This is a genomic window from Bradyrhizobium sp. 76 (genome assembly GCF_023073025.1).
Classification (GTDB): Bacteria; Pseudomonadota; Alphaproteobacteria; order Rhizobiales; family Xanthobacteraceae; genus Bradyrhizobium.
Genome location: NZ_JADPIS010000109.1, coordinates 506571 through 523697 on the forward strand (window position 1 = coordinate 506571; position 17127 = coordinate 523697).

At 64.4% G+C, this 17127-nt stretch carries 16 protein-coding genes and 1 other RNA gene; 6 read left to right on the plus strand and 11 right to left on the minus strand.

Annotated features, from left to right (window positions below):
* Positions 1 to 2: 2 nt before the first annotated feature.
* The 6 genes from IVB48_RS32070 to tkt form a co-directional block, all read right to left on the minus strand.
* On the minus strand, positions 3 to 1043 hold the full coding sequence (locus tag IVB48_RS32070) for a class I fructose-bisphosphate aldolase (RefSeq protein ID WP_247406369.1): 1041 nt from the start codon (positions 1041 to 1043) through the stop codon (positions 3 to 5).
* Between the two features lie 167 nt (positions 1044 to 1210).
* Positions 1211 to 2278, minus strand: a complete 1068-nt coding sequence (gene fba / locus IVB48_RS32075; protein ID WP_027570269.1) for a class II fructose-bisphosphate aldolase — start codon at positions 2276 to 2278, stop codon at positions 1211 to 1213.
* Positions 2279 to 2344: 66 nt separating this feature from the next.
* Positions 2345 to 3541: a phosphoglycerate kinase gene (locus tag IVB48_RS32080; RefSeq protein WP_247406372.1), complete on the minus strand. Its 1197-nt coding sequence runs from the start codon at positions 3539 to 3541 to the stop codon at positions 2345 to 2347.
* Positions 3538 to 3696 carry a hypothetical protein gene (locus IVB48_RS32085; protein ID WP_247406375.1) on the minus strand — a complete coding sequence of 53 codons (159 nt, stop codon included), beginning with the start codon at positions 3694 to 3696 and terminating at the stop codon, positions 3538 to 3540. Before IVB48_RS32085 ends, IVB48_RS32080 begins: the two co-directional genes overlap by 4 nt.
* Positions 3697 to 3729: 33 nt before the next feature.
* On the minus strand, positions 3730 to 4737 hold the full coding sequence (gene gap, locus IVB48_RS32090; protein ID WP_247283909.1) for a type I glyceraldehyde-3-phosphate dehydrogenase: 1008 nt from the start codon (positions 4735 to 4737) through the stop codon (positions 3730 to 3732).
* A gap of 146 nt (positions 4738 to 4883) precedes the next feature.
* On the minus strand, positions 4884 to 6869 hold the full coding sequence (gene tkt, locus IVB48_RS32095) for a transketolase (protein ID WP_247406376.1): 1986 nt from the start codon (positions 6867 to 6869) through the stop codon (positions 4884 to 4886).
* A 453-nt stretch (positions 6870 to 7322) separates the two neighbouring features.
* On the opposite strand from tkt, the gene IVB48_RS32100 reads away from it, so the two are divergent.
* From IVB48_RS32100 to IVB48_RS32120, 5 genes are all read left to right on the plus strand, one after another.
* The gene (locus IVB48_RS32100; RefSeq protein ID WP_007599949.1) at positions 7323 to 7613 is read left to right on the plus strand and encodes a DUF4164 domain-containing protein; all 291 of its coding nucleotides are present in this window, start codon (positions 7323 to 7325) and stop codon (positions 7611 to 7613) included.
* Positions 7610 to 7993: a cell division protein ZapA gene (locus tag IVB48_RS32105; protein ID WP_007599950.1), complete on the plus strand. Its 384-nt coding sequence runs from the start codon at positions 7610 to 7612 to the stop codon at positions 7991 to 7993. The genes IVB48_RS32100 and IVB48_RS32105 overlap by 4 nt, the downstream gene beginning before the upstream one ends.
* Positions 7994 to 8041: 48 nt before the next feature.
* Positions 8042 to 8201: non-coding RNA, 6S RNA (gene ssrS / locus IVB48_RS32110), on the plus strand.
* Between the two features lie 210 nt (positions 8202 to 8411).
* Positions 8412 to 9008 carry a 5-formyltetrahydrofolate cyclo-ligase gene (locus IVB48_RS32115; protein WP_247406379.1) on the plus strand — a complete coding sequence of 199 codons (597 nt, stop codon included), beginning with the start codon at positions 8412 to 8414 and terminating at the stop codon, positions 9006 to 9008.
* A complete protein-coding gene (locus IVB48_RS32120) occupies positions 8986 to 9810 on the plus strand; it encodes a TIGR00282 family metallophosphoesterase (protein ID WP_247406381.1) in 825 nt (274 codons plus the stop codon). The genes IVB48_RS32115 and IVB48_RS32120 overlap by 23 nt, the downstream gene beginning before the upstream one ends.
* Positions 9811 to 9981: 171 nt before the next feature.
* On the opposite strand, the gene IVB48_RS32125 is transcribed toward IVB48_RS32120, so the two are convergent.
* The 4 genes from IVB48_RS32125 to IVB48_RS32140 form a co-directional block, all read right to left on the minus strand.
* Positions 9982 to 11325, minus strand: a complete 1344-nt coding sequence (locus tag IVB48_RS32125) for a cytochrome c (protein WP_247406384.1) — start codon at positions 11323 to 11325, stop codon at positions 9982 to 9984.
* Complete coding sequence (locus tag IVB48_RS32130) at positions 11322 to 13499, minus strand: xanthine dehydrogenase family protein molybdopterin-binding subunit (RefSeq protein WP_247406387.1); 2178 nt, start codon at positions 13497 to 13499, stop codon at positions 11322 to 11324. The genes IVB48_RS32125 and IVB48_RS32130 overlap by 4 nt, the downstream gene beginning before the upstream one ends.
* Before the next feature lie 8 nt (positions 13500 to 13507).
* The gene (locus IVB48_RS32135; protein ID WP_247406390.1) at positions 13508 to 13972 is read right to left on the minus strand and encodes a (2Fe-2S)-binding protein; all 465 of its coding nucleotides are present in this window, start codon (positions 13970 to 13972) and stop codon (positions 13508 to 13510) included.
* 666 nt (positions 13973 to 14638) lie between these two features.
* On the minus strand, positions 14639 to 14959 hold the full coding sequence (locus IVB48_RS32140; protein WP_247359558.1) for a hypothetical protein: 321 nt from the start codon (positions 14957 to 14959) through the stop codon (positions 14639 to 14641).
* Positions 14960 to 15137: 178 nt separating this feature from the next.
* On the opposite strand from IVB48_RS32140, the gene IVB48_RS32145 reads away from it, so the two are divergent.
* Positions 15138 to 15401: a hypothetical protein gene (locus IVB48_RS32145; RefSeq protein WP_007599963.1), complete on the plus strand. Its 264-nt coding sequence runs from the start codon at positions 15138 to 15140 to the stop codon at positions 15399 to 15401.
* Positions 15402 to 15679: 278 nt separating this feature from the next.
* Here IVB48_RS32145 and IVB48_RS32150 read toward each other — a convergent pair whose 3' ends face one another.
* Entirely contained in the window at positions 15680 to 17104 is a 1425-nt protein-coding gene (locus tag IVB48_RS32150) for a methyl-accepting chemotaxis protein (RefSeq protein ID WP_247406393.1), read from the minus strand.
* Positions 17105 to 17127 lie beyond the last annotated feature (23 nt).

The window sequence follows — 17127 nt, forward strand, 5'->3', positions numbered from 1 at the left end:
ATCTAGGCCGCTTTCTGTTCCAGGCTGCTTTGCCATTCGCCTTTGGCGGCGAGGCCATTCATGCGCGCGCGATGACTGAATGCGTCTTGTCCGGCTGCGACGTTCTCGGCCTTGCCGGACCAGGCCTTCTGCGGCGCGGCCTGGAGGGCGCGACCGTAGGAGAAGGTCAGGCCCCAGGGCAGCGGGCCGAGCTTGTGCATGGCGTTGAGGTGCGCCGTTGCCTCTTCGTCCGACTGGCCGCCGGAGAGGAAGGCGATGCCGGGCACCGCCGCGGGCACGCACGCTCTGAGCAGCCGTATCGTCTTCTCCGCGACCTCCTCGGCGGCAGCCTGCTTCGCAGACTTCTTGCCGGGGACTACCATATTCGGCTTCAGCACCATGCCCTCGAGCGCGACGCGCTGCACGCGCAATTCCTGAAACGTCTTGTTGAGCACACGGCTCGTCACCTCATAGCAGCGATCGATGTCGTGATCGCCGTCCATCAGCACTTCGGGCTCGACGATCGGCACGATCTGCGCGGCCTGGCACAGCGCTGCATAACGCGCCAGCGCGTGGGCGTTGACGCTGATCGCGGTCATCGAGGGGATGCCCCGGCCGTCAGTGCCACTGCCGATGTCGATCACCGCGCGCCATTTGGCGAAGCGCGCGCCGCGCTCATAATACTTCTTCAGCCGTTCGGCGAGCTTGTCGAGCCCGACGGTGACGAGCTCTCCGGGGCACATCGGCAGGGGTTGCGTGCCTTCGTCGACCTTGATGCCGGGAATGGCGCCGCTCTGTTCGATCAGCTTGACCAGCGGCGTGCCATCCTTTGCGTTCTGCCAGATCGTCTCGTCATAGAGGATGACGCCGGAGATATAGCGGCTCATGGCTTCGTTCGAGCGGAACAGCATCTCGCGATAGTCGCGGCGGTTCTCTTCGGTGGATTCCACGCCGATCGCGTCGAAACGCTTCTTGATGGTGCCTGAGGATTCGTCGGCGGCGAGGATGCCCTTGCCGGGCGCGACCAGAGCGGTCGCGATCCTGTTCAGCTCAGTCAGATTCATCGAGATGTCCTCCCAAAACGATTCTGCCCTTGCCGGTGAAAATAGACCGTTCTCGGGCAAATGCCGAGTTAACGTTCGTCGCAGGGTAGGGGGGAGGGGCTTTGGCGCCGGCAACAAGGCGTCATCCCGGGCTTACCGCCCGGAATGACGGAGAAAGTGGGGCTGGCCTACGCCACCTTCGGGGCGAGCTCGCCCTTGGCGTAGCGCTTGGCCATCTCGGCCGTGGTCAGCACCTTCTTGATCTTGGAGGCTTGGCCAGCGGTATTGAATTCCTGGAGCCGCTGCTTGCACAGCTTGGTCATCGCTTCCATCGCGGGCTTCAGGTATTTGCGCGGGTCGAACTCTTCCGGATTGTCCTTGAGCACTTTCCGGATCTGGCCGGTCATCGCCATGCGGTTGTCGGTGTCGATGTTGATCTTGCGCACGCCGTTCTTAATGCCGCGCTGGATCTCGGCCACCGGCACGCCCCAGGTCGGCTTCATCTTGCCGCCATAGGCGTTGATGATGTCCTGGAGGTCCTGGGGCACCGACGAGGAGCCGTGCATGACGAGATGCATGTTCGGCAGCTTGCGGTGGATCTCCTCGATCACGTTCATGGCGAGGATGTCGCCGTCGGGCTTGCGGGTGAATTTGTAGGCGCCGTGAGACGTCCCCATCGCGATCGCGAGCGCGTCGACCTGGGTCTCCTGGACGAACTTCACGGCTTCATCCGGATTAGTCAGGAGCTGGTCGTGGCTGAGCTTGCCCTCGGCGCCGTGGCCGTCTTCCTTGTCGCCCATGCCGGTCTCGAGCGAGCCGAGTACGCCGAGCTCGCCCTCGACCGAGATGCCGCCGAGATGGGCCATCTCGGTCACGGTCTTGGTGACGCCGACATTGTAGCCCCAGTCGCCGGGGGTCTTGCCGTCCGCCTTGAGCGAGCCGTCCATCATGACCGAGGTGAAGCCGGCCTGGATCGCGGTCATGCAGGTTGCCGGCTCGTTGCCGTGGTCGAGATGCACGCAGACCGGAATGTGCGGGTAGATCTCGGTCACCGCGTCCATCATGTGCTTGAGCATGACGTCGTTGGCGTAGGAGCGCGCACCGCGCGAGGCCTGGATGATGACGGGCGCGTCGACCTGGTTGGCCGCGTCCATGATCGCCAGCGCCTGCTCCATGTTGTTGATGTTGAAGGCCGGGACGCCGTAATCGTTCTCCGCCGCATGGTCGAGCAATTGACGCAACGTGATCCGAGCCATCTGTGTTTTTCTCCCGTTTGGGCCTGCAAGGCCACTGCTTGAAGGCGGCTACGACTTGCCGACCGATTACTTGGTGCGCAGAACTTCGACGCCGGGCAGGGGCTTGCCTTCCATCCATTCAAGAAATGCGCCACCGGCGGTCGAGACATAGGTGAACTGACCGGCCACACGGGCCTGGTTGAGGGCCGCGACGGTGTCGCCGCCGCCCGCGATCGAGACCAGCTTCTTGGCCTTGGTGCGCTCGGCGGCATGCTTGGCGGCGGACATCGTGCCGCGGTCGAACGGCTGCATCTCGAAGGCACCGAGCGGTCCGTTCCAGACCAGCGTCGCCGCATCGTCGATCGCGGCATGAACACGCGCGATCGACTGCGGACCGACGTCGAGGATCATGCCGTCGGCCGGGATCGCGTCGAGGCCATAGGCGTGCGACGGCGCGTTGGCCGCGAAATGATAGGCGACGGTGGCGTCGACCGGCAGGATGATGGCGCAGTTGGCGGCTTCCGCCTTTTCCATGATGCGCAGCGCGGTCGCGGCGAGATCCTTCTCGGCGAGCGACTTGCCGATGCCGACGCCCTGGGCGTGCAGGAAGGTGTTGGCCATGCCGCCGCCGATCACGAGCGCGTCGACCTTGGTCACGAGGTTTTCGAGCAGGTCGATCTTGGTCGAGACCTTGGCGCCGCCGATGATCGCGATGACGGGCTTGGTCGGTGAGCCCAGCGCCTTCTCCAGCGCGACCAATTCGGCCTGCATGGTGCGGCCGGCATAGGCGGGCAGCTTGTGGCCGAGGCCTTCGGTCGAGGCATGGGCGCGGTGCGCGGCCGAGAACGCGTCATTGACCCAGATGTCGCCGAGTTTTGCGAGCTCCGCGACAAAGGCCGGATCGTTCTTCTCTTCCTCTTTGTGGAAGCGGGTGTTTTCCAGACAGAGGATGTCGCCGTCGTTCAGCGCCGCCACGGCCTTGGCTGCGGGCTCGCCGATACAGTCGTCGGCGAAGCCTACGGGCTTCTTCACGACCTTCGACAGCGCCTCGGCGACGGGCTTGAGCGAGTCCTTGGCATCGCGTCCTTTCGGCCGGCCGAAATGCGCGAGCAGGATGACCTTGCCGCCCTTGTCCGAGATTTCGGTAATGGTCGGCGCGACGCGCTCGAGCCGAGTCGCGTCGCTGACGCGCCCGTTCTCCATGGGCACGTTGAGATCGACGCGCAGCAGCACGCGCTTGCCCTTCACGTCGACGTCGTCGAGGGTGCGGAATTTGTTGGTCACGAGGGATCCCCTGAACCGCCTTGGGTAATGTTGGGCCAGTCCTCGATCTTCCGATCCGGATCGGGCTTGATCTTCGAGCCCGATCGCAAGAACAGGAACAACAGGCCGCCCATCAACGCCAAGAGGAGCGCGAGGGCGACGAGTTGCGAGGTCATGGCGTTCTCCGGATGTGCCGTGACGCGTGTTGGTTAGATCACCTTCGCCATCGCCACGGCAGTGTCCGCCATGCGATTGGAGAAGCCCCACTCATTGTCGTACCAGGACATCACGCGCACCAGCGTGCCGTTCTGCACCTTGGTCTGGTCCTCGTGGAACGTCGAGGAGTGCGGGTCGTGGTTGAAGTCGATCGAGACGTTCGGCGCGCTGGTGTAGCCGAGGATGCCCTTGAGCTGCTGCTCGGAGGCGCGCTTCATCGCCGCGTTGATTTCCTTGACGTCGGTGGCGCGCTTGGCGACGATCTTGAGGTCGACCACCGAGACATTCGGGGTCGGCACGCGGATCGCGACGCCGTCGAGCTTGCCCTTCAGTTCCGGCAGCACGAGGCCGATCGCCTTGGCGGCGCCGGTCGAGGTCGGGATCATCGACATCGCAGCCGCGCGGCCGCGGTAGAGATCCTTGTGCATGGTGTCGAGCGTCGGCTGGTCGCCGGTATAGGCGTGGATCGTGGTCATGAAGCCGGTCTCGATGCCGACGAGGTCGTTCAGCACCTTGGCGATCGGCGCGAGACAGTTGGTGGTGCAGGAGCCGTTGGAGACGACCAGATGTTCCCGGGTCAGCGTGTCGTGGTTGACGCCGTAGACGATGGTGGCGTCGGCGCCGTCGGCGGGCGCAGAAACGAGAACGCGTTTGGCGCCGGCGGTCAGATGCGCGGAGGCCTTGTCCTTCGAGGTGAAGATGCCGGTGCATTCCATCGCGATGTCGATGCCGAGATCCTTCCAGGGCAGCTTCGAGGGATCGCGCTCGGCGGTCACCTTGATCTTGTTGCCGCCGAGGCTGATCGTGTCGCCATCGACGGTCACGGTGCCGGGGAAACGGCCATGGACGCTGTCGAAGCGAAGCAGATGCGCGTTGGTCTCGACCGGGCCGAGGTCGTTGATGCCGACGACCTCGATGTCCTTGCGGCCGGACTCGGCGATGGCCCGCAGGATGTTACGGCCGATGCGGCCAAAACCGTTGATTCCGACGCGGACTGCCATGTTTCGTCTCCTTCAATGACCGTTGTCATCCCGCACAACGCGCTAGCGCGCCTGCGAGGGTTTTTTTAGGGCGGACGCCCGGTTCGGCCGGGCGGGGCTTGATCATATGAGAGTTAGGTAGTCCTTTTTTTCGGCAATCTCAACTCTCAGGAAACGCGTTTCAGAACGGCGTTAACCGCGGCCTCGGCGGTAATGCCAAAGTGCTGGAATACCTTGTTGAGAGGGGCGCTGGCGCCGAAGGAGTGCATGCCGATAAACTCGCCATCCTGGCCGATCACGGCGTCCCAGCCCCAGCGCACGGCGGCCTCGATCGCGACCTTGACCGGGGCGTTGCCGATGATCTCGTCGCGGCGCTCCTTTGGTTGCGCTAACAGGAGCTCGAGCGAGGGAACCGAAACCACCCGGGTCGGAATGCCGCGCTCGGCGAGCTGCTTCTGGGCGGCCACGGCCATCTCCACTTCGGAGCCGGAAGCAAACAGCGTCGCCTTGGCTTCGCCCTGGGCGGCCACCAGCTCGTAGGCACCGAACCGGCACGGGCTCTCGTTCGGTGCGGTGGTGCGCAGTTGCGGCAGGTTCTGCCGGGTCAGCGCCAGGACTGTCGGGCCGTCGATGCGGTTGAGCGCGAGCTCCCAGCACTCGGCAACCTCGATGGAATCGCACGGGCGGAACACGCGCATGTTGGGAATGGCGCGAAGTGCTGAGAGATGCTCGACCGGCTGGTGGGTCGGGCCGTCTTCGCCGAGACCAATGGAATCATGCGTCATGACATAAACGACGCCGGTCCCCATCAACGCGGCGAGCCGCATCGCGGGCCGGGCATAATCCGTGAACACCAGGAAGGTGGCGCCGTTCGGCGCAAAGCCGCCGTGCAGGAAGATGCCGTTCATCGCCGCGCACATGCCGTGCTCGCGGATGCCGTAATGGATGAAGCGGCCCTTCGGCGTCTTGGCCGAGAACGCAGTCGCCGACTTCGCCTTGTTGTTGTTGGAGCCGGTGAGATCGGCCGAGCCCGCCAGAAACTCCATCGGCATCGCGCCGGCAATCACTTCGATCACGGCTTCGGAAGATTTGCGGGTCGCCGCATTCATCGGCTTTTCCAAGAGCTCCTTCTTGTAGCCCTTGAACGCCTTTGCCAGCGCGGCCGGGCGCTCGTGGCGCAGCCGGCGCTCGAACTCGGCGCGCTTGCGGCTGCCGAGTTCACCGAGCCTTGCTTCCCATTCCTGGCGTGCCGCCGCGCCACGGCTGCCGGCCGCGCGCCAGGCCTTGAGCACGTCGTCGGGCACCGAGAACGGCTCCAGCGAAATGCCGAGATTTTCCTTGGCGGCCTTGAGTTCGTCGGCACCGAGCGCTTCGCCGTGGACCTTGTTGGTGCCGGCCTTGTGCGGCGCGCCGAAGCCGATGGTGGTGCGGCACGCGATCAGCGTGGGCTTGTTTGATTTCTGCGCGCGCGTGATCGCGGCGGCGATTGCGGCCTGGTCGTGGCCGTCGATCTTCTCGGCCGCCCAACCCGCCGACTTGAACCGCTTCACCTGGTCCACTGAATCGGAGATCGAGGTCGGGCCGTCGATCGAGATGCCGTTGTCGTCATACAGGACGATCAGCTTGTTGAGCTTCCAGTGCCCGGCCATCGCGATCGCTTCCTGCGACACGCCTTCCATCAAATCGCCGTCGGAAGCGATCACATAGGTGTGGTGATCGACGATCTTCTTGCCGAATTCGGCCGCGAGCATCTTCTCGGCGAGCGCCATGCCGACGGCGGTGGAAATGCCCTGGCCGAGCGGACCGGTAGTGGTCTCGATACCCTTGGTGTGGCCGTGTTCGGGATGTCCTGGCGTCAGCGACCCCAACTGACGAAAGTCCTTGAGCTGGGCGATCGTCATCTCGGGACTGCCGATCAGATACAGCAGCGAATAGATCAGCATCGAGCCGTGCCCGGCCGAGAGCACGAAGCGGTCGCGGTCCGGCCAGTCCAGCGCGGCGACGTCGAATTTCAGGAATTGCGTGAACAGCACGGTCGCCATGTCGGCGGCGCCCATCGGCAGGCCGGGATGACCCGATTTCGCCTTCTCGACGCCGTCCATGGCAAGGCCGCGGATCGCATTGGCCATACGGTTGTGATCGACCTGCGTCATGTCTGAAAATCCGTCTGAAATGAGGCGCTTGTGGCTGGATTTGGCCGCGCCGGAAGGAGCCTTTCGGCCGCTGGGGTCGCGGCTGGGATAGCATCTCGGTTCCGGCAGGCCAAGGCAATCAAACGCCGGTTTGGCCGTAAAAGTTGCTTACGGCATGATCCGGACCCGCAGGGCCGCGTTAGCGCAAAGTGGAGGCGGTTTTCCGGCCAGGTCATGCCCGGCAGGAACTGATAGATCGGGATGAATCCCATCCCGATCTATCAGTGCATAGTTTCGTGGCGGCGTTGCGCTCCGCTAGCTTGCCACGTAAATTTCTGCTTCTAACCGCTTGCCGAACCGAGTTTTTTGCCGGACGGCAAGCTCCAAGGTAAATGCCCAAAGGAAAAGCCCAAGGGCAAGGCCACAGGTTCCGCCGCTGACTGCATGAACGATCGCGTATCCAACAGCTCTGCCATGACCGAGTCCTCGGCCGTCGAGATCGAGATCGCGACCCGCAGGCTCATGGCGGCGCTCGACTCGCTCGAAAGCGCCGTGGAGCGGCGGCGCGATGCCGATCGCGACGAGAACGAGCTCGCGGCGCGAATCCAGGCGCTCGGCGCGGACCGCTCGCGGCTTGCCGACGAACTCGACGGCGCGCTGGTGAAGGCGCGCAAGCTCGAGCGCTCCAGCCGCGAGATCTCCGATCGGCTGGATTCCGCGATCGTCACGATTCGCTCGGTGCTCGATACCGGAGAGGACGGATGAGCCACATCAACGTCACCATCAACGGCCGGCAATACCGCATGGCCTGCGAGGAAGGCCAGGAGGTGCGGCTGCTCAAGCTCGCCGAAAGCCTGGAGACGCGGATTCAGTCGCTGCGCGGAAAGTTCGGCGAGATCGGTGATGCCAGGCTCACCGTGATGGCGGCGCTGACCGTCTGCGACGAATTGGTCGACGCCGGCAACCGCATCCGGACCATGGAGCAGGAACTGACCGAGCTACGGGATTTCCGCAACGCCGCCGTCGAGCGCGCCCGGCTGACCCAGACCGCGGTCGTGAACGCACTGAACTCTGCGGCGGAGCGCATCGAAAAGTCGACCCAGGTCCTGAACCGCACCGTCGGCAACGGGATCGCCATCGGCTGACCGTTCACCGGGCTGGCGATTCGTCAGCATCGTTGTTACATTGCCCGAGCGGGGCTGCGACGCGCGTCAGGAGCCATTATCCCCGGGGCCTTATCGATCCTTTAGGGAACTGTCCCTGGCCGGGCCCGTGGGCTCGGACATATGGTGCCCACCTACTTTCGTAGGGAACTCCGGGATCGAGTGCTTCAACGGCGTTCGCGGCTTCGCACTTTTGCTTTTCTTCCTTCTGGTTCGTGCCTGTCGAAATTGCGTCCCCGACACGCTTGCGGTTCAATCTCGGTGTCATGCCCCGGCTTGACCGGGGCATCCAGTACGCCGCGATGTCGAGGTTTTTGCACTAGCGTCTCTGGAATACTGGATCACCCGCCTTCGCGGGTGATGACGGCGGAGCAAGGCTCAGCCTTCGGAGCAAGCGCGCATGACCAACACCAAAGCCGAACTCCGCGCCAAAGCCCTCGCGGCGCGCGATGCGCTGAGCGACAAGAAACGCACCGCCGCCGCCGCCAAGCTCGCCAAGCGCGGGCTGCCATTCTCACTGCTGCCGGGCAGCATCGTGTCAGGCTATTCGCCGATCCGCAGCGAGATAGATCCGATGCCGCTGCTGAAGAAGCTGGCCGAGCAGGGCGCCAGGCTCGCGCTGCCTTGCGTCACCGCGCGCGGCCAGGCGCTGATCTTCCGCATCTTCCATCCCAACGATCGTCTGATGCTCGGCCCGCTCGGTATTCCCGAGCCGTCGCCAGGGGCCGCTGAAGTCATTCCCGACATCATGCTGACGCCGCTCGCTGCCTTCGATCGTCTCGGCCATCGCATCGGCTATGGCGCGGGGCACTACGACAACACCTTCGCGCATCTGCGAAAAGCCAAGACCATCGTCGGCATCGGGCTCGCTTTTGCAGCGCAGGAGATCAAGGCGGTTCCGGCACTAGCCCACGACGTGGCGCTGGATTATGTGCTAACGGAATCCGACGTATTCGATTTCCGGAGTTCTGAAGTTGCGCATTCTCTTCGTGGGTGATGTCGTCGGCCGTGCCGGGCGCAATGCCATCGCCGAATATCTGCCCGGCATGGTCAAGGACTGGTCGCTCGATTTCGTCGTCGTCAACGGCGAAAATTCCGCCGGCGGCTTCGGCATCACGGAAGCGATCTATCAGGAGTTTCTCGATGCCGGCGCCGACGCGGTGACGCTCGGCAATCACTCCTGGGACCAGCGCGAAGCTCTCGTGTTCATCGAGCGCGCGGATCGTTTGGTGCGGCCCGCGAATTATCCACGCGGTACGCCCGGCCGCGGCGCCGCGCTGGTCGAGACCAAGAACGGCAAGCACGCGCTCGTCGTCAACGCTTTGGGCCGCGTCTTCATGACCCCGTTCGACGATCCCTTCGCAGCGCTGGAGCGCGAGCTCGGCGCTTGCCCGCTCGGCGTTGCCGCGGACGCCATCGTCGTCGACTTTCATTGCGAGGCGACCAGCGAGAAGCAGGGCATCGGCTTCTTCTGCGACGGCCGCGCCAGCCTCGTCGTCGGCACCCACACCCATGTGCCGACCGCCGACCACCAGATCCTGTCAGGCGGCACCGCCTACATGACCGATGCCGGCATGACCGGCGACTACGATTCCATCATCGGCATGCAGAAGGAAGAGCCGCTGCGGAGGTTCACGTCGGGGATTCCGTCGGGGCGGTTCGAGCCGGCCGCGGGCGTGGCGACGCTCAGCGGTGTGGCCGTGGAGACGGATGACGCGACCGGACTCGCACTGCGCATCGCACCGGTGCGCGCCGGCGGCCGGCTGGAGCCGGCAACGCCGAAATTCTGGTTGAGCTGAACGGCGCCACATATTCAGTGTCGTCCCGGCGAAGGCCGGGACCCATACCGCGTGATCTATCCATTGCACGCAGCCGGAGTACCGAACGACGAATCTTTGCCAAACAAATCGCGGCGGCTATGGGTCCCGGCCTTCGCCGGGACGACGCCGAGAGTGATGCGCTCACCGCACCTACTCCGCCGTCTGCTCCCTCAACCCCGCCACATCCTTCGCCGTCAGCTTCGATCCCTTCGCACCGAACCTTGCCGTGACGTAATTCGCGACCGCCGCGATCTCGTCGTCGCTATAGGCGTTGCCGAACGCCGGCATCGACAGCGCCCCGTCGGGCGTATTCCGCTTGGTGCCTGAGATCACGATCTGCGCGACGTTGGTGGCGGCGGGGTCGTTGACGGCCCAGGTGCCGGTCAGCGTCGCCATCGGCGAGACCGGGCTCTCGCCGCTCCAGCCATGGCAGGTGGCGCAGGCGCTGGCGAACATTTTCTTGCCGCGCGCGTCCGCAGTGACGCCGTCCTTGTGCGAGGCGGGCGCAACGGGCGCGGTGGTTGCGGGCAGGTCGGGCGAGGGCTGCGGCGGTACGCTGCGCAAATAGGCGACGATGCTTCGGATGTCCTCAGGCGCGAACTGGCTGAAACTGTGGTCGACCGCTTCACCCATCGGACCAGACGCCGAGCCGTGGCCCGGCGCGTGGCCGAGCGACAGATAGGAAATCAGGTCCTCGTCACGCCAGCTGCCGAGGCCGGTGGCCTTGTCGGAGGAGATGTTGAAGGCGCGCCACCCCGCCGTGATCGCGCCCGCGAACTTCTTGCGGTTGTCCAGCGCAAAGCCGAGATTGCGCGGCGTGTGGCATTCGCCGCAATGCGCCAACGCTTCAACAAGATACGCGCCGCGATTCCATTCCGGGCTCTTCGACGTATCGGGCGCAAAGCGCGTGTCGGGATTGAACACGGCCGACCAGAACATCATGGCCCAGCGCTGGTTGAACGGGAACGACAGCGTGTTCTCCGGCGGCTTGGCACGTACCGCCGGCAGGCTGAACAGATAGGCCTTGACCGCCAGCACGTCCTCGTCGGTCATGTAGGTATAGGACGTGTACGGCATCGCTGGATAAAGCTGGGCGCCGTCATGGCGCTTGCCGCGCTGGACGGCGTTGAGAAAATCCTGGTCGCTGTAATTGCCGATGCCGGTGTCCTTGTCCGGCGTGATGTTGGTGGAATAGAGCGTGCCGAACGGCAGCTTGAAGCCGAGCCCGCCGGAATAGTCCTTCTCGCCCGGCTTGGTGTGGCAGACCATGCAGTCGGCCGCCTTCGCGAGGTATTCGCCGCGTTCGACCAGGCTCGCCTTTTCGAGCTTCGCCGGCACGCCGGTCGGCTTGCCGGCACGGTAATCCGCCAGCGCTACCTTGGGGCCGCCAGCGAAGTCGAGCGGGCCGGGCCCGCGGATGATCCAGACGCCGAGCGCCACCACGACAATGGCGATCACGACGATGCCAGTGAAGATACGCATCTTGCCGCTCATGCCTTTTTCCCCGCAGCCAGCAGTTTCCGATCGATCGGCAGGCGCCGTAGCGCGACGCCGGTTGCCGCGTAAATGGCGTTGCGCAGCGCCGGCGGTCCAGCATTGACGCCGGCCTCACCGATGCCGCCGGGCGCCTCGCCGCTCTTGACGACGACGACCTCGACCTTCGGCATCTCGTTGATGCGCATCATGCGGTAGTCGTGGAAATTCGACTGCTGCACGCGGCCCTTCTCGATGGTGATCTCGCCATAGAGCGCGGCGGTGAGGCCGAACACCAGGCCACCCTCGATCTGCGCCTTCACTGTATCGGGGTTGACCGCGATGCCGGTGTCGACCACCGATGTGATGCGGCGGAGCGTGATCTCGCCGATATCGTCGATCTCCGCTTCCACCACGGTGGCGAGGAAGCTTGCAAATGACGGCTGGACGCAGATGCCGCGACCGACGCGCGGTGGCAGCGGTTGGCCCCAGCCGGATTTCTCGGCGGCGAGATTGAGCACCGCGAGCATGCGCGGATTCTTGGTCAGCATGGAGCGGCGGAATTCGACGGGGTCCTTGCCGGCCTTGCGCGCCAGTTCGTCCATCGCGCATTCGACCGCGAACACGTTGTTGTTCGGACCGACGCCGCGCCAGAAGCCGGTCGGCACCGCCGGCGGTTCGGCGCGGACGTATTCGACATGGAAATTGGCGAAGTCGTAGGGCGCATCCACCGCGGCATCGACCGCGTCGATATCGATACCCTTCTGGAACGCCGGTGGCAGCCAGCGCGCCAGCACGGCGGAGCCGGCGACCTTGTACTTCCAGGCCGCGACCTTGCCGTCGACCAGCGATGCCGTGACCTGGTCGCGATAGACCGGGCGGTAGACGTCGTGCTGGATGTCCTCCTCGCGGGTCCATATCACCTTGACGGGATAATCGACCTGCTTTGCGATCTTCACGGCGGCCACCACCATGTCCGGCTCGAGCTTGCGGCCGAAGCCGCCGCCGAGCAGATGCTGGTTGACGATCACCTTGTCGACCGGGAGGCCCGCGGCCTTCGCCGCCTCCGACTGCACGCGTGTCATGATCTGCGTGCCGGTCCAGATTTCGCAGGCATCAGGCCTGACGTGAACGGTGGCGTTGATCGGCTCCATCGAGGCATGCGCGAGGAACGGCAGTTCGAAGCTCGCCTCGAACCTGTCGCCGCTTGCGAGCCCCTTGGCGATGTCGCCGACCGATTTCGCGACCACGCCGTCCTTCGCGCTGGCGGCGCGCAGATGCTGCCAGATATCCTCCGTGCTGAGCTTGGCGTTCGGTCCCTCGTTCCACTCGATCTTGAGCGCATCGAGGCCTTTCTTGGCGGCCCACATGTGGTCGCCGATCACGGCGACTGTATCCTCGAGCACCACGATTTTGCGCACGCCCGGGATTTTCACCGCCGCGCTGTCGTCGACCTTGCCGACCTTGCCGCCAAAGACCGGGCAATTGGCGATCGCTGCGATCTTCATGCCGGGCAGGATCGCGTCGATGCCGTAGACGACCTTGCCATTGACCTTGTCCGGCGTGTCGAGCCGCTTCAGCGGCTGGCCGATGATGACGAAGTCCTTGGGGTCCTTGACCGAAACATCCTTCGGCGGCGTCTGGCCCTGTGCGGCCAGTGCCAGTTCGCCATAGCCGAGCCTGCGGCCGCTTGCGGCGTGCACGACCTCGCCTTTCGACGCGGTGCAGCTTGCAGGCTCGACCTGCCATTGCACTGCTGCGGCCTGCACCAGCATCGCCCGCGCGCTGGCGCCGGCTGCCCGCAACGGTTTCCACCAGGCACGGATCGAGGTCGAACCACCCGTGGCCTGCAAGCCGAAGGCGGGATTGGCGTAGAGCTTGTCGTTGGGCGGCGCATGCAGCACGGCGACCTTTGCCCAATCGGCGTCCAGCTCTTCGGCCAGGATCATCGCAATCGAAGTATAGACCCCCTGGCCCATCTCCACCTGCGGCATCGTCAGGACGGTGCGGCCAGTCTCGTCGATGCGGATGAAGGCGTTGGGCGCGAACTTGCCGTCGGTCGTGTCCTTCGGCTGCTCCGGCTCGTTGACGGCGGCGCGCAGCGGCAGGTGGAAGGCGAGCAGGAAGCCGGTGGCGAGACCGCCGGTCAGAAGCGCACGGCGGGAGACGTCAGGAAGAGTCTTGTCGGTGGTCATGGCGGACCTCATGACTGACGACCGGAGGCGGCCTGCTTGATGGCCTCGCGGATGCGCACATAGGTGCCGCAGCGGCAGATGTTGCCAGCCATCGCGGCGTCGATGTCGGAATCGTCAGGGCTGGGCGTTGCCGCCAGGAGTGCCGCGGCCGCCATGATCTGGCCGGACTGGCAGTAGCCGCACTGGACCACTTCGGCATCGAGCCAGGCCTTCTGCACCTTCGCGCCCGCAGGCGTGCTGCCGACATGCTCGATCGTCGTGATGGCGCGGTTCGCGACCGCGCTGACCGGCAAGACGCAGGATCGGACTGCCTTGCCATCGACGTGCACCGTGCAGGCGCCGCACTGCGCGATGCCGCAGCCGAACTTGGTGCCGGTCATCCCGAGGACGTCGCGCAGGACCCACAGCAGCGGCATTTCAGGTGGCGCGTCGAACGATTTCGTTTCGCCGTTGATGGTGAGAACAGTTGCCATATGCATCCCCTTGCTCGCTCGATCGCTTACGGCGATCTAGTCAGCGAATTTGCGCGCACAATAATCATATCGATGCGAAACGATGAAGCGTCGACATTTCCGGCAATGCATATTTGCGTAGCGAGCGCGTCAGGCCATGACGTTCACGAATTTGTGCGGCGATCGCTGCGGTGATTTTGGGCTAATTGATATGATAATCGTCATTTTCTGACGCTTTTTCTTCACATGCGCCGTTGCTCGCCGCAGATGATCGTGCGAATGCGCAAAATCATGCGATGACGAAACTCGTGCGATTATGGAAGTCGATCGACGGCGCGGGCTTCTGACGCGATCAATTGCGGCGACTCATTGATGTGCCCTCTCACCTTGTGGGAGAGGGCAGCGACGCCCGTAGACGCAGGCTCACTCGGGTGAGGGGTCCGTCTCCGCGTACGGGCACCGTTGTGCATCAACCGGCAAAGGGAAGCCTGATCGTGAACGAGGCACCGCCGTGCTCCCGATTACTCGCTTATATGAACCCGTTGTGCGCTTCGATAATGGTGCGCGCAATGGACAGGCCCATGCCCATGCCTTCCGCTTTGCTGGTGTAAACGGCTCGAACGGTCACCGCCGGCGCTTGCTTGTGCGCACAGAAGGCCTAGCCGCGCTATCGGGCGTCGCCACGGATCAATAGGCGCAAATGTAGTTTCCGTAAGCATCGTAGCAACTGCGGCGGTACGCAGCAGTGCCAACGGCAGCCGCGCCGACCGCTGCCGCTCCTACACCGTAGCGCCGATAGCCGTAGCCGCGATAGCCGCCCCGATAGCCTGCGCCGCGCACTGCAACAGCGCCGCCGCCCCGCGGTCCTCGAACTGCGACCGCACCGCCGCGGTAAGCGCCGCCACCCCGATAGGCACCTCCGCCGCGCCGGGCCTCGGCATCATCGGGGATCAAGCAGGCGGTGAGCAAAACGAAAGCGGCAAGAGAAGCAAGAATGAAGCGGAGCATGACAGAAACCCTTCCATGAATTCCTTAAGCCCCGCTCGCGAGATTGCGGCTCACTCCGCGCGTGAGCTTGATGTAGATCAATCGAACCCGCGCATTGCGACGCCTACGCTATGTTCAGCCGCACCTGAGGCGCTTCCGTCACCTTTCGGTGACGCAAGTGCGAAGAGGGAGGTCCGCCATGCATCCGAGGAAGCTTCTTTCGATCAAGTCAGCGACGGTCGCGGGCATCGCCGCCAGCGGCCTGCTTGGGCTTGCAACCCTGTCGCTCAGTCCAACCCCAGCCAAGGCGGTGATTTACTGCCAGTACGTAGAATATCCGGCGGGTTGCGTTGCTCGTGCAGGCGTCGTGCTCAGGCCGCGCCCGGTGGCGCGCGCCGCAGTCCGTCATAACGCCGGTGGCAATGCGAATGGTGGCGTCAATCGCGTTGGAGCCGGGCGGTAAAGGCGGGTTTCGCAAGCCAGGAGGAAGCCGTCATCGTTTCGTTCCGGTGGCGGCTTTTCTTTGTCTGGCGGGGATGGCTTCGACAAGGAGAGAAGGGAGGAATGGAAATTTCGGAATAATAGCACTCTACGCCTGTTTTGCCCGACGCCGCAAGCGCTTCAGAGACGCCTGGATCGACGGATTCATCGGGCGCTTAAGCCATTGATTCTGCTCGCCCCCGCTACTGTGCATGGGGTTGTTTTCGAGGTTTTTTGATTCAAGGTCCGCAGGAGTGACCGTCAGCTCTGCCGAAAGCCCATCCGGAAGGCGCCCCAGTGCTTGCCGCGGATCATGATCGGCGAGGACAGGTCCTTCATCAGCACGAACTGCCCGCCGCCCATGTCGCGGCGATAGGTCTGGAGCAGGAACGGCTTGGTGTTGGCCGCGACCTTCTGCACCGCTCGATCGGTGAACAGGCGGCGGTTGCGGCAATTGGCGTTATTCCAGACCGGGTCCTTGCCCTGCGGCAGGCGGTAGTTCGGGTTGTGCGTCGGCAGATAGCCGCCCTTGGCCCAGGCGACGCAGAACACGATGCGGGGATCGGACTTCTGGATCGGATCCTGGACCGCGGGCAGCACGCGGTCGGTGAAGTCGACATAGTTAGTGTTGTACTGCTTGGGATCGGTGCCGGGGATTTCCCGATAGTTCTCGTCCATGAACTGGTCGAGCGTGATCTCGCCGCGGCCGATGGCGGCTTCGAACTCGTCCGAGATCCGCTTGGCGGTCTCGACGACGATTCGGATCAGCGGCGCATCCGACGTCTCGACGCCGCTGTCTGCGATCAGCGCGATCAGGCCTTCGGACGTGTCGAGCAGTTTGGTCACGCGCTGATCCGCGTTTTTGAGATCGCGCGAGGAGAGGTCGACGCCCTTGGCGAGCTCGTTGAGCTCGCTGATGACGCTGTCGCAATGTCCGAGATTGGAAGTCGCCGCGCGCGTGACGCTGCCGATCTCCGCTTCCACCGAGGCGAAGCCCTGCTGGACCCGCGAGATGATGCCGGAGATCCGCTGGGCGCCTTCGCCGGCCGTCTTCGCGCGCTGCGAAGCATCGCTGCTCTCGCCGATCAGGCCTTCGATCTGGCCGTCGAGATCGCGCACGGTGTCGGAGATCTGGTGTGTGGCCTGGCGGGTGGCTTCCGCGAGGTTCTTGACCTCGCTTGCGACCACCGCGAAGCCGCGGCCGGCATTGCCGGCGCGTGCTGCCTCGATGGTGGCGTTGAGCGCGAGCAGGTTGGTCTGCTTCGCGATCGCCTCGATCGAGCCGGACACTTTTGCCACCTGCGCCAGCGCGGAGCCGACGGCGCTGAGCCGCGCCTCGATGCGTTCGACGGCTGCGACGAGTTCGGAGATGTGGCTCACCGCGGCATCGACTGCGCCGCGCGACTGCGCGATCTCGCCGACCGCCGCCGACGTGGTCGTTTGAACCGCCTGCGACGCATTGGCGATGTCGTGGTTGGCCGACACCATTGTCTCGGCGGTTTCCTGGAGATGATGAAACCGTTCCGACTGGTTCGCGACGCGGCTTGCGACTTCCTGGACGTTGCCGGCGATGTCGGCGAGTTCCACGCCGAGGCCGCCGATGCGGTCGGCGAGCTGATCGATCAGCCGCTCGGCAAGCGTTCGGTTGGAGCCGGTGTCCAGTACTGCAAGTTGTACGACGGACATGTCTTGAGAGTCCTCCAGTCAGA

Coding starts and splice junctions, on each gene's coding strand:
- IVB48_RS32070 (WP_247406369.1), bottom strand. CDS start 1,043: ATGAATCTGACTGAGCTGAACAGGATCGCGACCGCTCTGGTCGCGCCC.
- fba (WP_027570269.1), bottom strand. CDS start 2,278: ATGGCTCGGATCACGTTGCGTCAATTGCTCGACCATGCGGCGGAGAAC.
- IVB48_RS32085 (WP_247406375.1), bottom strand. CDS start 3,696: ATGACCTCGCAACTCGTCGCCCTCGCGCTCCTCTTGGCGTTGATGGGC.
- gap (WP_247283909.1), bottom strand. CDS start 4,737: ATGGCAGTCCGCGTCGGAATCAACGGTTTTGGCCGCATCGGCCGTAAC.
- tkt (WP_247406376.1), bottom strand. CDS start 6,869: ATGACGCAGGTCGATCACAACCGTATGGCCAATGCGATCCGCGGCCTT.
- IVB48_RS32100 (WP_007599949.1), top strand. CDS start 7,323: ATGACCGAGTCCTCGGCCGTCGAGATCGAGATCGCGACCCGCAGGCTC.
- IVB48_RS32105 (WP_007599950.1), top strand. CDS start 7,610: ATGAGCCACATCAACGTCACCATCAACGGCCGGCAATACCGCATGGCC.
- IVB48_RS32115 (WP_247406379.1), top strand. CDS start 8,412: ATGACCAACACCAAAGCCGAACTCCGCGCCAAAGCCCTCGCGGCGCGC.
- IVB48_RS32125 (WP_247406384.1), bottom strand. CDS start 11,325: ATGAGCGGCAAGATGCGTATCTTCACTGGCATCGTCGTGATCGCCATT.
- IVB48_RS32130 (WP_247406387.1), bottom strand. CDS start 13,499: ATGACCACCGACAAGACTCTTCCTGACGTCTCCCGCCGTGCGCTTCTG.
- IVB48_RS32135 (WP_247406390.1), bottom strand. CDS start 13,972: ATGGCAACTGTTCTCACCATCAACGGCGAAACGAAATCGTTCGACGCG.
- IVB48_RS32140 (WP_247359558.1), bottom strand. CDS start 14,959: ATGCTCCGCTTCATTCTTGCTTCTCTTGCCGCTTTCGTTTTGCTCACC.
- IVB48_RS32145 (WP_007599963.1), top strand. CDS start 15,138: ATGCATCCGAGGAAGCTTCTTTCGATCAAGTCAGCGACGGTCGCGGGC.
- IVB48_RS32150 (WP_247406393.1), bottom strand. CDS start 17,104: ATGTCCGTCGTACAACTTGCAGTACTGGACACCGGCTCCAACCGAACG.